Here is a 13,453-nt window from a genome sequence, read left to right as displayed (position 1 = left end):
GCTTTTTAATAAAATCTTCAGCATGCATTAACCCTACCGGTGTAGGATTTGTTCATAACCGTATGGCCTGACATGCGTTCCGCCAGCGCATATCGGCCCATGGTCCCGTTGTTCTGCGTTTTCGGGGTGTTTTTGTGCGTGACCGGTTTCGAGACCTAGAAGGCCCCTTGGCCGTCAGGAAAAAGGACGTGGTGTTGATGGCGACTGTCAGCAGTTTCGAGAACCTGTCTCATCCGACACGGTCCGAACTGCGCCAATTCGCCGAACTTTTCATGCCGCTGTTCCAGGCCTCGTCCGACGAGGCCAAGCGGCAGGCGGTCGCAGCGCTGTCCCAATGCGAGAACATGCCAGCCGCGGTGGCACTGTTTATCGGCAACCAGCCGATCGAGATCGCGGCCCCTTTTCTTGCCGCCTCCAAGGCGATCGCCGACGATACGCTGATTACCATCGCGCGCATGCAGGGCGCAGCGCATGTCAAGGCGATCGTCAGCCGCGATTCACTCTCGCCGAAGGTCATCGATGCGCTAGTGGCGCTGCGCCAGAGCCAGCCTCGGGCCGTGGGCGCCTCGGCGCCGATCATGGAATCGCCGGCGGTCCCGCTTTCGCCGGTGCCGGCCGAGACCAACGAGGCCGATGCGCTGGAGGAACAGCGGGTTGCCAATGAAGAGGCGTTGCGCGAGCGTATCCTCGGGCTTGCCGGTCATCTCGGCCGTGCCGACGAAGACAGGCTCGGTCTGCGCACGCTCAGCGACATTCAAGAGGCGCTGCTGGTGCGCTTCGCGCGCTCACGCGAGGCGACGCATTTCGCAACAGCACTTGCCGATGCGCTTTCCGCCAGCCGCTGGCTTGCCGAGCGCATCATGCTCGATCTTTCCGGCCAGCAGCTTGCCACGACACTGACGAGCCTCGGCATGGGCTTTCTTGATGCCGTCTTCGTGCTCGAAAGGCTCTATCCGCACCTGGCCGAACAGCAGCACAACGTCACTCGGGGCTGGATGGTGCTCGATGCACTCGACCCGGAAGAATGCCACGAACGCGTCGAAGCCTGGCGGCGTGCCGATCGCTACACCTATAGGCACGATCTGCCCAATGTGCCCGCACCTCAGGAAGCGCCCAACCACCGCTTCATCCGCCAGGCGCCGCCGCAGCGCGACATGCGCATCATGGGACGGCGGTCTCGCTGAACCGCGGATTAGCGGCCTTGCCACATATGAACTGCCCGAAATGGCGCTGAACTGACGAGCGCCTCGACTCTCAGCCGCCCTTCGCAAGTGGGATTATATCTCCGAGTTCATCCGCCTCCAGCTCGACGATCCAGAGATCGGGATCGAATTTGCGTTCGCGCTCCAGCATCGCGCGCACCGCTTCCGGTTCGCTGCGCAACAGGCGGATCTCGAACAGGCGGTCGCCGGCCTGGCCTTCGTCGAAAGCGGTCTGCGGCGCCGGCGCATAGAGAGTTTCCAGGCCGTCGCGGCAGTGCTGACGGATGAAGATCGCACCCGCCTCCTCCGCACCCTTCTTCTCGACGGCGGCGAAATCGCCGCTGGCGAAGACGCGGCGCAGGAGGGCTGAAACGAAGATGTCGGCGCGTAATCTCATCGGCGCGGTATAGACTGGCGCGCCGGTGGCGGCAATGCAGGGTCAGAGTTTGCCCTCAGGGGTCAGACCTTGACTGCCAGGCGCAATCCTCCCCAATGCCATCCGCGGACGGTGATCGGGGCGGAGATATCCTTCATCATCACGAAATTACCGCCGCCCATGTCGCGCCTGGCCCGGATCGTTTCAAACGGCACCGACGCTCCAGTTTCAAGATACCGCTGCCACCGCCCTTCTCACACTTTTCGGCATTATGTTCTATATCGCGCCGATTTCCTCGAGTTTCTTCAGCACCGCCTGGTTCGGCTCGCCGTCTTCGGGCAGGTTGTAGTGCTTTTGAAAATGGCGGATAGCCGCGCGGGTCTGCTCGCCGGCGACGCCGTCGACGCCGACATTGGCATAGGCCATGTTGGAAAGACCCTTCTGGATCTTCAGCACCAGGTCGACATTGGTGATTTCGCTTGATGGAACCTGCTTTGCAGCTGACGAAGCCGTTTTGACCGTCTTTTCAGCGCTCCGGATCGCGGCCGCCACCGGATCTTCCGCCGCCGCCTTCGAGCTCACATCCTCGGGCGGCTTTTCGGCGGGCACGGTCGAGGGGCCGGCGGCATCGGTCTTCAGCGCCGCCAGTACCTCCGGCGTCGGATCGCCGGTCTGGGTCATGCCGACGGTCTCCTCGAAGAAGAGAATAGCCGCACTGGTGCGCGGGCCGATGATGCCGTCGGGTATGCCGTTATAGAGGCCGCGGCGCACCAGCTGCTGCTGGATGTCCATGACGAGTTGGCTCGGCTGCTGGCCAGGAGCGGCAGGCGCCGGCGTCGCATTGGTGGTGGCTGTATCCTGCGGCCGTTCGATCCGGAAGGTGGTGACCTCGCCCTGCTGCTCCTCGGCTGGACGGCGGGCACCGAGCACGGTCGGAGACTGCGGATCGCGGGTGCGGAAAATCGGATGCGGATGCAGGCCCGGCTGATACCAGAGCGCATTGGCGGCGACGAAGGAGAAGATGACGACGAAGGTGATCGTGCCGCCGGCGACCGACGGATTGCGGCCGATGACGCCGCCGAGCACGGATGCGCCCTGCAGGCCGAGCCCGCCGAGCACGGAGGCGCCTTGCAGGCCGAGCCCGCCGAGGGCGGCAGCGCCTGACATCAGAAGGCCCGGCTGCTGCCGTCCCCTTTTTCCCTTAGGCGATTTTCGCTTGCGCGCGGCCATCGAAACGCCCCTCTTCCAATTCTGCACCACTATTGACCGCGCCCTTCAGCCGCGGCGGAAACTCGACAGTCGCGCCATGACCGGCGTCTTCGGCGTGCTGGGCGCCCGAGCCGTCCACCGCGATCTCGATGGTGATGATCGTGCCCTCGCCCGGCTGGCTGGCGATGGCGAAATACCCGCCATGCAGCGCCACCAGCCCCTTGACCAAGGAGAGGCCGAGGCCGGAGCCTTCGAAGCGGCGGGTATAGTCGTTCTGGATCTGGACGAAGGGCTGGCCGAGCAGCGCCAGCTTGTCGGCCGGGATGCCGATGCCGGTATCGCTGACCGTCAGCTTGAGGATGCCGTCGCGCGCTGCCGCATCGACCGAGACGACGCCGCCAGCCTCGGTGAATTTTATGGCATTGCCGACGAGGTTGATGAGGATCTGCTGGATGGCCCGCTGATCGGCGACGACCTCGCCGAGATCGCGCTGGATACGGCTCGTCAGGGTGAGGCCCTTGGTCTTGGCCTGCAATGCCAGCATCGATTCGCAGGATTTGACGGAGCTTGATATATCGAAGGCTTCGAGGATCAGCTCGTAGCGGCCCGCTTCGATCTTGCTCATGTCGAGCATGGTGTTGACGACGGAGAGCAGATGCGCGCCGGATTCGCGGACCAGGCCGACATATTCGCGCTGGCGGTCGTTTTCGAACTTGCCGAAATATTCACCGATCAGGATATCGGAAAAACCGAGAATGGCGTTCAGCGGCGTGCGCAGTTCATGGCTGACGGCGGCGAGGAAGCGCGACTTGGCGTCGTTTGCGGATTCGGCATCGGCCGCGCGGTTCTGGGCCTCGTCACGCAGCTGCTGCTCGACGGAGACATCGCGCAGCTGGGCAATGATGGCGGCAAGCTCGCCATCGGCATCGCGCCGGGCGGTCATGTCCATTCTGAGGTAGGCGAACTGGCGTTGATCGCGCGAGACCGAGGGCCGATCGAGGCGCAGATCGACGCTCTGAGCATCCTCGCCCCGGCGCAGGTCATCAAGCGCCTGCAGGAAAAGGATGCGGTCGGAGACATGCACCTGCTCAAGGAAGCCCCTGCCCTTGGGATCGCGCATCCAGGCAAGGAAATCGCGCCGGTCGCGGCCGCCGACCGTCGCCACACTGCCGTGCGGGTCCAGGAAGAAGACGAGGCCGGGGGTGGCTGCAAGGAAGAAATCCTCGGCCGACTGCGTGGCGATACCGGAAGACGAACCCTGACGGGCGAGCGCGATGCTGCCGACGGCGGAAAAGAGAAAGGCGGCGCAGACCACGGCGACACCCGCCGGCAGCGCGACGGCCGGACTTGTGACTGCCGAAAGGCCGATAGGAGCGGCAACGAGAGCGGCCGACGAGAACAGCACGAGGCGGCGCAGGATCGCGAGCTCGCGTTGGCGTACGGCTTCGCCGCCGCCCGTCCGGGAGAGCCAGCTTGTCGCTGCCCGGTCTACGAGGGCCGTCATCCAGCCGCCAATGTTACTCAATACACGCACGCAATACCCGCCCGAAAGGCTGTCGATCGATCCGGACAATAGGCCTTGGCGACTTAAAGAAAGGATAAGGCAAAAGCGCTGTTCACAGGCTGAAACGGCCGAAATTCCCGTTTTGAAGCATCTGGAAGGCTCTTTGCCTTTTGTGGTTAATAGCAGGTAAGCGACGGATTTTCCTCATATTTCAGCATTGCGTTAACTCTTGTGGCAAGGCGAGCTAGCAAAAGCCCTGCAATTGCAAGCAGGTGTTGCCCTGATGCTTAACGGCGATCGCTCGCATTCGACTAAAATGCGGCTCAAATACCGTTCGCTAAAATTTGAACTAAATTTGCCGCAAATGCGCGTGAGTTTCGAAAAGCGGCATTCGCAACTTGGCGGTAGGGTGAAAACACACCGGACAACCGGCCTGATTCGGCGACAAGAACCGGACGGGGAAAACAGGATGGGCGACGACAATGTGGTTTCTGATCAAAGGATCCTTCTGGTTTGGCCTCGTGCTCGTGCTTCTTTCCGTCTTCAGCACGGAGAGTTCCGACAAGTTGGCCAACGGCCCGCAATTGCAGCTTTCCGACGCGTTCACGGCGGCAAGCGGCGCCTATGACTATCTCACAGGCATGTGCTCGGAAAAGCCCGAGGTTTGTGCCAAGGGCGCCGAAACCTTCACCGCGCTCGGCTACCGGGCCCGCGAGGGCGCCCGCGTCGCCTACGAACTTCTCGACAGCCAGTTCAAGGACGAGGCGCCGGCGACCGCAAAGCTTGCCGAACCGCAAATGCCGGTGGCGCTCAACATGCCTTCGCTGGCAGCACCTGCTATCCAGGAAAAGGTGCGCGAGGCAAAGGCTGCGCTCAACCAGCCGATGCCTTACCGTCCGCCGGTCGAGGATGATGCCTCTCCTGAGACGGTGCTGACCGGCGCTATTCCGCTGCCGACGCCGAAGCCGGCGACCTGACGAAATTTCGCGGGCATTCGTCCGCAATGCCTTTCGGTTTTATAGCTTGCATCGGCGGTCCGCATGACGCGGAGAGGCCCCATGCCTGACGTGCCTGCCCTGTTTAATTCAGCATGTTGCTGCGCCGTGAGGATGCTCATCCCTCACGGCGTTTCTTTTTAGCGGTTCAAATCCGCCGGTCTTTCACCTATATGCAGTGTTAGAGCACTTCCTGACGCATTCCGGACGCAAAACCGCTGCGCACTTTTGCTGGAACTGCTTTAATAGTGAAAGGCTACCATGGCATCCCTCGACCAGATCATCGACGACTTCGCTTTCCTGGACGATTGGGAAGACCGCTACCGCTATGTCATCGAACTCGGCAAGGCGCTGCCCGACTTGGCCGAGGAGAAGCGCACCTCGGAGAACAAGGTGATGGGCTGCGCCAGCCAGGTCTGGCTGGTGACGCATACGACAGGCGATCCCGACAACCCGGTCATGAGCTTCGAGGGTGATTCCGACGCCCATATCGTGCGCGGCCTCGTCGCCATCGTGCTTGCCACCTATTCCGGCAAGACCGCATCCGACATCGCCGGGCTCGATGCCTTCGAGATATTCTCGAAGATCGGCCTGGTGGAGAATCTGTCATCGCAGCGCTCGAACGGACTGCGCTCGATGGTGAACAGGATTCGCGAAGAGGCAAGAGTCCGCGCCGCGGCTTGACCGCGATGATTGCTGATCGGAAAGGCTCTAGGGCCACAGCCGATCGATTCGGACAGCGCCTGCCTTGGCACATCGAATACATTAACACTTGCTGATAGTATAGGAATACATTCTAAGCCTGTCGGCGAAGCATAAGACGGGGTCGCTCAGACTATCTTGGCGCCCGCCCGAATCATCTGCGAAAGGTTGGATCACCGGCGCGATTCAGCTTTTGATAGAAGCGCAGAACCGCTCCAACCTTTCGTTTTACCCAACTCCCGGCAAAACCGCTTCGCGCTTTGCCGGGAAAACCATTTCGCACTTTCCTGGAATGGCCCCATCGAGATTATTTTCCATGCCTTGAAAAGGCACACAAAAAAGCCGGGCACAAGACCCGGCTTTTTGTCGTCGATGCTTTCGAAAAAGCTCAGCCGCGGCCGCGCTTGCGGCGTTGCCCGAGGCCCATCTCCTTTGCCAAGCGCGAACGCGCTTCGGCATAAGCGGGCGCTACCATCGGGTAATCGGTCGGCAGGTCCCACTTCTCGCGGTATTCTTCCGGCGAGAGGCTGTGATGCGTCATCAGGTGACGCTTGAGGGACTTGAAGTTGCCGCCGCATTCCAAACACGTGATCTGCTCGTCCTGTACGGACTTGCGGACAGAAACTGCAGGCTTCTGCTTTTCGACGATCGCCGCAGCAGGCTGCGGTACGGACGTGTTGCTCAGTGCCGAATGCACGTCGGAAATCAGATTGGCCAGGTCGCTGACCGGTACAACATGGTTGCTGACATAGGCCGCAACGATGTCGGCCGTCAGTTCCACAAGCAGCTCCGGCGCATTGCCGGTCGCTATATCCGTCATATTTTTTCTCCTGTTAGCATGCACAAACGGTCTTTGACCGACACGTCAAAGACCCGCCTCGTAGAAGCGAACAGCAAAAGCACCGGAAGCGATCTTCTGTTTCGAAAAACGCGAAATCCACCCCTAGATTCCGAAGAGCGAGACCTGTCCTTATACTGCCTGATTGGAAACCACTACGTCATGCTCCGGGCTATGGCCTCAGTTTAGACATTGAAAATCAAAACTGAGGGACTTGGAAGCAGTACGATTGCAATTCACAATCAGAACTCTACTTGCATTTTCAAATACCATCGTTTGACCAAAAGGCCAATTATTATTTGTCGTTTTTCTTGAGAAAATGTGACAGATGAAGAATTGAAGGGCTTTCCGCCAAGCTTTACTCACAGCTTCCTGTGCATAAGTTTTGCATAAATCTGGTAATGTCGGCGAACAGCATAGGCTCAACGATCCCTGATATCGTCACGGACCGAGAGTTCACCGAGATCATATCCTGAACGGTGGGCAGCTCTGGCAAGGAGATGGGCAGACACCGGCGCCGTCAGCAGGAAAAAGATAAAGCCGGCGATGGCGCGGGCGAGAATCGCCAGATCTTGCGAATAGAGGCCGGCGGCGAGGAGCAATAGGCCGGAGCCGACCGTCCCCGCCTTCGAGGCCGAGTGCATGCGCGTGTAAAGATCGGGCAGCCTGACAAGGCCGATTGCCGCTGCAAGAGCAAAGAGCGCTCCGACGATCAGCAGCAGGGCGGTGATGGCAGCCACGATATAATCGATCATCGCTTCTTGCCCCCTGCCCGCTTTTGCGTGTTGCCATTTGCCGCAGATGGCTTCGATTTGATATTGCCGCGCGACAGCACAAAGCGGGCGAAGGCGACAGTCGCCAGGAAACCGACAAGGCCGAGCGAGATGGCGATATCGATATAGAGCGAAAAGCTGGTCTTGACCGCGATGACCGCAATGAAACCGATGGCGATACCGGTCAGCATGTCGAGGGCAAGAATACGATCCGGCAATGTCGGGCCGGCAACGACGCGCCAGACGGTGAGGATCAGCGCCAGGCCGAGGATGACGAGTGCGGTCGAAGATGCGACCGTGATAATGGCGGCAGGCGTGATCACCGGAAAGCCTCCATGATCTTGCGTTCGAAACCGTTGGCGATATCACGCTTGGTGGCCTCAGGATCGGAACAATCGAGCGCATGGACATAGAGCATGCGGCGATCTGTCGAGACGTCGACCGAAAGCGTGCCGGGTGTCAGCGTGATCAGGTTTGCGAGCAAAGTGATCTCGAAATCGCTCGTCAGCGTCAGCGGGAAGGCGAAGATGCCGGGCTTCAGCTTCATATCGGGCGAGAGGACGGTGACCGTGACCTTCCAGGCCGACAGCGACAATTCCTTCAGGAACAGAATGGCAAGCGAGAGCACCGGGAGGACGCGGGGGATATGTCCCCTGCCGCCGAAGGATTCGCGGATGATGACCAGCGCCAGGGCGCCAAGCAGCAAGCCGAAGATGAGGTTGTGCGGTGAGGCGCTGCCGGTGACGGCGATCCAAGCAACGGCCAGCAGCAAGTTGAAGAGGACGAAGATCACGGCGCGCCTCCTTCCGGGAAGACCGAGTGAAGATAGGCCTGGGGATCGGCAAGGCCGGCAGCTGCCGATTGCGACAGCGCCAGCAGCTGTTCCGGCAGGATGCCGAAGCCGACGACCAGCGCTGTCAGCGCGGCGAGCGGCAGACCGGTGCGCCACCTCGGTCCGGACGGTGTCAGGATTGTCGGCGTCAGGGCTATCGCCGCCGGGCGCCAATAGGCGAGCAGGAAGAGGCGGCCGAAGGCAATCGTCGTCAGAAAGCCGCCAACCAGGATCGCGGCCGCCAGCCACCAGGCGCCGAGATCGAGCGAGGCCTTGACGAGGATGACCTTCGGCCAGAAGCCGGAAAAGGGCGGCAGGCCACAGGCGGCAAGGAAGAGCACGAGGGAGAGCGCGGTGAAGCCACCGCTTTGCCTGTAGAGCCCGCCGAGGGCCGATAGCGAAAAGCCGCCGCCGCGGCGGGCGATCTCGCCGGCGGCAAGATAAAGCGCCGTCATCAGCACCATGGAATGGAGCGCATAGAAGACCGCGCCGCTGATGCCGTCAAGGCCGCCAAGCGCGACGCCCGCAAGCATGTTGCCGATGCCCGATATGACGACATAGCCGAACAGCCTGCGGATATCGTTTTCGGCAAGCGCGCCGAGAGCGCCGACGAGAATGGTCGCGGCGGCGGCGAGTGCGATCACCAAGCTCAATTCCTGCCGCTCCATCGGCAGCAGCATGACCATCACCCGGATCAGCGCGTAGATGCCGACCTTGGTCAGCAAGCCGGCAAACAGCGCCGATACGGTGATGCGCGGCGTATGGTAGGCGGCCGGCAGCCAGAAATTGACCGGAAAGGCCGCCGCTTTCATGCCGAAGGCGAGCAGGAAGAGGCTTGCCAGCGTCATCAGCGGCGCCGTGCCGCGCAAATCCGCGGCTTTTGCAGCTATATCGGCCATGTTGAGGGTGCCGAAGGCGGCATAGAGGATGCCGACGCCTATCAGGAACAACGTCGTGGCGATGAGATTGAGCACCGCATATTTCAGCGCGCCATCGATCTGTTGGCGCTCGGAGCCAAGGATGATCAGCCCGAAGGAGGAGATCAGCAGCACCTCGAACCAGACATAGAGATTGAAGACATCGCCGGTAAGAAAGGCGCCGGTGACGCCGGCCATCAGCAACATCAGCAGTGGGAAGAAACCGTATCGCCGGCCGCTTTCACCAATATCGGCCAGCGCATAGATGCCGCCGGCGAGCGCGGCAAGGGCTGCGGTGAAGGCCATCAGCGCACCGAAGAGATCGACGGTGAAGGCGATGCCGAAGGGCGGCAGCCAGCGGCCCATGACCATGGTGAGCGGCCCTTCGGCGGCGACCTTGGCGAGCAGTGCCGCATCGATCAGCGCCAGCGCGGCAAGGCCTGGGATGGCAAGCCAGGCCTGCAGGCGGGGATAGCCGCGCAGCATCAGCAGGACAGCGCCGAGCGTAATGCAATGGGCGACCGGCAGGATGGCAAGCCAATGGCCGATCGGCACCGGGGTGGTGATCAGGGCGGCGGAGAGATCGACGGTGGAGGTTGGGGCGGCCATGCGATCAGGTTTCTTTTCCGGTCGGCAAGGCAATCTCCCTCTTCTCCCCAGCGGGGAGAAGGTGGCCCGAAGGGTCGGATGAGGCGGGCAGCACGGCACACGTCATCCTTCGTTGTCCCGAAAACATGGCCCTTCGCTTGCGCTTCTGGCGTTCGTCGCCAATGCTCCTCACCCCCCTCATCCGCCCTGACGGGCACCTTCTCCCCGCTGGGGAGAAGAGGGAGATTGCCGGTAGCGTTTCTGCCCAAATTCGCATGTCCATCCTCAATACCCCAATGGCGGCAGCGGCCGGTCGTCGGGCTCGGCGGCGCGCATGTCGCTGGTGTTGTCGGTGCCGAGGTCCTGATAGGCGCGGTAGGTCAGCACCAGCAGGAAGGCAAGGAAGGAGAAGGAGATGACGATCGCCGTCAGGATGAGGGCCTGCGGCAACGGGTTGGCCGTGCCTGCGGGCAAGCTGTCGAGACCCACCGGGATGATCGGCGGCACCTCGCGCGTCAGCCGGCCGCCGGTAAAGAGCAGCAGGTTGACGGCATTGCCGAGGATGGCGATGCCGAGCATGATGCGGATCGAGAATTTCGACAGCATCAGATAGATGGCGGCGGCAAAGAACAGGCCAACGAGGATCGCGAGAAGCGGCTCCATCATTCCACCTCCTTTTCTTCCAATGCCAGCGCGATCGAGGTGATGGCGCCGAGCACGACGAGATAGACGCCGACATCGAAGAGCATGACGCTCGACAGCGGCACCTCGGCACCGAAAAGCTTCGGATAAATCCAGAGGCCGGTCATGAAGGGAACGGCAAAGAGGATGGAGAGAAGACCCGCCATGGTCGACAGGAGCAGGCCGAAGCCGGCAATCGACAGCGGATGGAAGTACAGCGCGCGGCGAACGGCGCCAACACCGCGGGCAATGCCGTATATCGCCAGTCCGGAGGCAGCGATCAGCCCGCCGATGAAGCCGCCGCCCGGCTCGTTATGGCCGCGCAGCAGGACGAAGACGGAAAAAAGCAGCATCAGTGCGGTGAGAAACGGGGCGACGGTGCGGAAGATCAGGGTGTTCACGCGCTCAGCCCTCCGCCGCGGGATCATTGGCGGCAAGCTTGCGCTCGCTACCGGCGCGGATACGGATCAGCGCCAGGATGGCAAGGCCGGTGACCGCGACAACGGCGATTTCGCCGAGCGTGTCGGTGCCGCGGAAATCGACGATGATGACGTTGACGACGTTGGCGCCGTGGGCGATCGATTTGGAATAGGCGTTGAAGAAAGCCGTCAACGCATCGTCGAACGGCGCCTCGGTCGCCCGCATCAGCAAAAGCATGAAGCCGAGGCCGCAGACAAGCGCCAGCGCACCGTCGAAGAGCTTGCGGCCGAGCGGCCGCCGATCGGCGGGAGATAGGCGAAGCCTGGTCATGACCAGCGCGAGGATGACCACCGAGAGCGTTTCCACCATGAACTGGGTAAACGACAGATCCGGCGCGCCGAACAGCAGGAAGATGATGGCGACGGCGAAACCCTGGATGCCGAGCGAGACGATCGCCGTCAACCGGTCGCGGGCGACGAGCACGGCGGCAAGGCCGAAGGCGGCGATCAGAAAGACCGCCCATTCATAGAGCCTGACATCGGCCGGCCAGGCCGGAAGGCGCGGCAGTTCGCCATAGACGACCGGGGGGATGATGAGGATGGCGGCAACGCAAAGGAAGCTGCAGGTGACATAGATCTCCAGCCGCCCCGGCTGGAGGACACGCATGAGGCGGCCCGAGAAGCGGACAAGGCCCGATATAGCGACATCAAAGCCATGGTCCGGCCCGGGTCCGGCCGCGCGCAAGAAGATGGCCATCAGGAAACGGGCGCGCGCCAGCTGCCAGTAAACGCCGATACCGAGCAGTATGGTCAGGGCGGAGAGCGCCAAGGGCAGGCCGATATGCGGCGTCAGCGAAATGTCGATGTCGACGGATGTCTGGCGGATGGCGGTTGCGAGCGGGGAGGACAGCACGGTATGGGTGAAGGTCGAGAAGATCGCCGCGAGCAGGCCGAGGACGGCGAGAACGGCCGGGCCGAGCCAAAGCAGGACGGGTGCTTCATGCGGAGGTTTCGGCGTCTCCACCGGCCGGCCGAGGAAGGGTTTCAGCGCCACGGCGAAGGCGACGGCGAACATCAGCGCATTGCCGAAGACGGTTATCGCGGTAAATGTGATCGCGCGGACATCGGCACCGACGAGTGCGGTGTAGATCTCCTCCTTGGCGAGGAAACCGAAGAAGGGCAGCAGGCCGGCCATGGAGAAGGCCGCCGCAAGCGCGATCATCCAGGTGAGCGGCATCGCCCGCATCAGGCCACTGAGCCTGGTGATATCGCGCGTGCCGGTCTCGTGATCGATGATGCCGGCGACCATGAAGAGCGCGCCCTTGAAGAGAGAATGCGCCACCAGATAAAGCGCCGCCGCCTCGACCGCATGGTCCGAGCCGAAGCCGATCAGCATGACGAGCAGGCCGAGCGAGGAGACGGTGGTATAGGCAAGCTTGAGCTTCAGGTCGGTCTGGCGGATGGCGAGTGCGGTACCGACCACCAGCGTCAGCCCGCCGAAGAAGGGCAGAAGGATTTCCCAGGCAGGCGTTGCCCCCATGACCGGATTGAGCCGCATCAGCAGATAGACGCCTGCTTTCACCATGGTGGCCGAATGCAGATAGGCCGAAACCGGCGTCGGCGCCTCCATGGCGTTCGGCAGCCAGAAATGAAAGGGAAATTGGGCCGACTTGGTGAAGGCGCCGCCCAGGACCAGAAGGAGGGCTGCGAGATAGAACGGGCTTTCGCGCACGACATCGCCCGTTCCGATGAGCCGCGACATCTCCGTGACGCCTGAGATATTCCAGAGGATCAGCAGGCCGGCCAACAGGCAGAGCCCTCCCCCGCCGGTCACTACAAGCGCCTGCAGGGCAGCGCGGCGAGCCGCCGCCCGCTCGTGATCGAAGCCGATCAGCAGGAAGGACGTGATCGACGTCAGCTCCCAGAAGATGAAGAGCATCAGGAAACTGTCGGAAACGACGACGCCGAGCATCGCGCCCATGAAGAGGAAGATGAAGGAGAAGAAGCGGCCCTGATCCTTGTGTCCCTTGAGATAGCCGCCGGCATAAAGCACGATCAGCGTGCCGATGCCGGTGATCAACAGCGCGAAAGCCAGCGATAGGCCGTCGAGGAACCAGGAAAAGGAGAGATGAAAGCTCGGCACCCAGGAATACCCGCCGGTGACGACCTCGCCGCGCGCGATCTTGGGAACGAAACGCAGAAAATGCAGGAAGGCGAGCAAGGGAGCGATCGCCAGGAGCCAGGCACCGTTTGCGCCGAAAATGCGGATGACGAAGGGAGCGGCAAGAGCGCCGACGAGCGGCAGACACAGGGCCAGAAATGTCAGAGCCGTGACATCGGCCATGTCTCCTCCTCTACTGCATAATTCAAAATATTACAGTCCTTTGCACGTCCGACAAGACACGCGGCGCTGTAAA

At 61.8% G+C, this 13,453-nt stretch carries 15 protein-coding genes; 3 read left to right on the top strand and 12 right to left on the bottom strand.

The features are described 5' to 3' along the window. Positions 1 to 134: 134 nt before the first annotated feature. Positions 135 to 1,184, top strand: coding sequence for a DUF2336 domain-containing protein (locus ACIPSK_RS24440; RefSeq protein ID WP_162118072.1), 1,050 nt, complete (start codon positions 135 to 137; stop codon positions 1,182 to 1,184). Positions 1,185 to 1,254: 70 nt separating this feature from the next. Here ACIPSK_RS24440 and ACIPSK_RS24435 read toward each other — a convergent pair whose 3' ends face one another. The 4 genes from ACIPSK_RS24435 to ACIPSK_RS24420 form a co-directional block, all read right to left on the bottom strand. Further along, the gene (locus ACIPSK_RS24435; protein ID WP_162118073.1) at positions 1,255 to 1,599 is read right to left on the bottom strand and encodes a DUF1491 family protein; all 345 of its coding nucleotides are present in this window, start codon (positions 1,597 to 1,599) and stop codon (positions 1,255 to 1,257) included. A gap of 62 nt (positions 1,600 to 1,661) precedes the next feature. Next, positions 1,662 to 1,793, bottom strand: a complete 132-nt coding sequence (locus ACIPSK_RS24430; RefSeq protein ID WP_281410328.1) for a hypothetical protein — start codon at positions 1,791 to 1,793, stop codon at positions 1,662 to 1,664. A 61-nt stretch (positions 1,794 to 1,854) separates the two neighbouring features. Continuing rightward, positions 1,855 to 2,808, bottom strand: a complete 954-nt coding sequence (locus tag ACIPSK_RS24425; RefSeq protein ID WP_162118074.1) for a peptidoglycan-binding domain-containing protein — start codon at positions 2,806 to 2,808, stop codon at positions 1,855 to 1,857. Further along, the gene (locus ACIPSK_RS24420; RefSeq protein WP_206119877.1) at positions 2,780 to 4,360 is read right to left on the bottom strand and encodes a sensor histidine kinase; all 1,581 of its coding nucleotides are present in this window, start codon (positions 4,358 to 4,360) and stop codon (positions 2,780 to 2,782) included. Before ACIPSK_RS24420 ends, ACIPSK_RS24425 begins: the two co-directional genes overlap by 29 nt. A gap of 413 nt (positions 4,361 to 4,773) precedes the next feature. On the opposite strand from ACIPSK_RS24420, the gene ACIPSK_RS24415 reads away from it, so the two are divergent. Both ACIPSK_RS24415 and ACIPSK_RS24410 read left to right on the top strand, forming a co-directional pair. Next, positions 4,774 to 5,268, top strand: a complete 495-nt coding sequence (locus tag ACIPSK_RS24415) for a DUF5330 domain-containing protein (protein ID WP_162118076.1) — start codon at positions 4,774 to 4,776, stop codon at positions 5,266 to 5,268. Between the two features lie 279 nt (positions 5,269 to 5,547). Further along, positions 5,548 to 5,970: a SufE family protein gene (locus ACIPSK_RS24410; RefSeq protein ID WP_017963541.1), complete on the top strand. Its 423-nt coding sequence runs from the start codon at positions 5,548 to 5,550 to the stop codon at positions 5,968 to 5,970. Positions 5,971 to 6,376: 406 nt separating this feature from the next. Here the strand turns inward: ACIPSK_RS24410 and ACIPSK_RS24405 are convergent, their stop codons facing one another. The 8 genes from ACIPSK_RS24405 to ACIPSK_RS24370 form a co-directional block, all read right to left on the bottom strand. Then, positions 6,377 to 6,808: a MucR family transcriptional regulator gene (locus ACIPSK_RS24405; protein ID WP_003557810.1), complete on the bottom strand. Its 432-nt coding sequence runs from the start codon at positions 6,806 to 6,808 to the stop codon at positions 6,377 to 6,379. A gap of 440 nt (positions 6,809 to 7,248) precedes the next feature. Beyond that, on the bottom strand, positions 7,249 to 7,581 hold the full coding sequence (gene mnhG, locus ACIPSK_RS24400; RefSeq protein ID WP_018484375.1) for a monovalent cation/H(+) antiporter subunit G: 333 nt from the start codon (positions 7,579 to 7,581) through the stop codon (positions 7,249 to 7,251). Continuing rightward, complete coding sequence (locus ACIPSK_RS24395) at positions 7,578 to 7,922, bottom strand: cation:proton antiporter (protein WP_162118077.1); 345 nt, start codon at positions 7,920 to 7,922, stop codon at positions 7,578 to 7,580. The genes mnhG and ACIPSK_RS24395 overlap by 4 nt, the downstream gene beginning before the upstream one ends. Continuing rightward, positions 7,919 to 8,392, bottom strand: a complete 474-nt coding sequence (locus tag ACIPSK_RS24390) for a Na+/H+ antiporter subunit E (protein ID WP_162118078.1) — start codon at positions 8,390 to 8,392, stop codon at positions 7,919 to 7,921. Before ACIPSK_RS24390 ends, ACIPSK_RS24395 begins: the two co-directional genes overlap by 4 nt. After that, complete coding sequence (locus ACIPSK_RS24385) at positions 8,389 to 9,957, bottom strand: Na+/H+ antiporter subunit D (protein ID WP_162118079.1); 1,569 nt, start codon at positions 9,955 to 9,957, stop codon at positions 8,389 to 8,391. The genes ACIPSK_RS24390 and ACIPSK_RS24385 overlap by 4 nt, the downstream gene beginning before the upstream one ends. A 264-nt stretch (positions 9,958 to 10,221) precedes the next feature. After that, on the bottom strand, positions 10,222 to 10,599 hold the full coding sequence (locus ACIPSK_RS24380) for a Na+/H+ antiporter subunit C (RefSeq protein ID WP_032985038.1): 378 nt from the start codon (positions 10,597 to 10,599) through the stop codon (positions 10,222 to 10,224). Beyond that, complete coding sequence (locus ACIPSK_RS24375; RefSeq protein ID WP_162118080.1) at positions 10,599 to 11,018, bottom strand: Na(+)/H(+) antiporter subunit B; 420 nt, start codon at positions 11,016 to 11,018, stop codon at positions 10,599 to 10,601. Before ACIPSK_RS24375 ends, ACIPSK_RS24380 begins: the two co-directional genes overlap by 1 nt. A gap of 4 nt (positions 11,019 to 11,022) precedes the next feature. Further along, positions 11,023 to 13,380 carry a putative monovalent cation/H+ antiporter subunit A gene (locus tag ACIPSK_RS24370; RefSeq protein WP_162118081.1) on the bottom strand — a complete coding sequence of 786 codons (2,358 nt, stop codon included), beginning with the start codon at positions 13,378 to 13,380 and terminating at the stop codon, positions 11,023 to 11,025. Between the last annotated feature and the right edge of the window lie 73 nt (positions 13,381 to 13,453).

Source organism: Rhizobium sp. LARHSG275 (genome assembly GCF_052871115.1).
Note: the sequence above shows the minus strand (reverse complement) of the source record. Positions and strands in the feature narration are given on the sequence as shown.

Excerpts from the sequence above, each read along its gene's own strand:
- ACIPSK_RS24415 (WP_162118076.1), top strand. The coding sequence starts at position 4,774 with ATGTGGTTTCTGATCAAAGGATCCTTCTGGTTTGGCCTCGTGCTCGTG.
- mnhG (WP_018484375.1), bottom strand. The coding sequence starts at position 7,581 with ATGATCGATTATATCGTGGCTGCCATCACCGCCCTGCTGCTGATCGTC.
- ACIPSK_RS24435 (WP_162118073.1), bottom strand. The coding sequence starts at position 1,599 with ATGAGATTACGCGCCGACATCTTCGTTTCAGCCCTCCTGCGCCGCGTC.
- ACIPSK_RS24385 (WP_162118079.1), bottom strand. The coding sequence starts at position 9,957 with ATGGCCGCCCCAACCTCCACCGTCGATCTCTCCGCCGCCCTGATCACC.
- ACIPSK_RS24410 (WP_017963541.1), top strand. The coding sequence starts at position 5,548 with ATGGCATCCCTCGACCAGATCATCGACGACTTCGCTTTCCTGGACGAT.
- ACIPSK_RS24405 (WP_003557810.1), bottom strand. The coding sequence starts at position 6,808 with ATGACGGATATAGCGACCGGCAATGCGCCGGAGCTGCTTGTGGAACTG.
- ACIPSK_RS24380 (WP_032985038.1), bottom strand. The coding sequence starts at position 10,599 with ATGGAGCCGCTTCTCGCGATCCTCGTTGGCCTGTTCTTTGCCGCCGCC.
- ACIPSK_RS24425 (WP_162118074.1), bottom strand. The coding sequence starts at position 2,808 with ATGGCCGCGCGCAAGCGAAAATCGCCTAAGGGAAAAAGGGGACGGCAG.
- ACIPSK_RS24370 (WP_162118081.1), bottom strand. The coding sequence starts at position 13,380 with ATGGCCGATGTCACGGCTCTGACATTTCTGGCCCTGTGTCTGCCGCTC.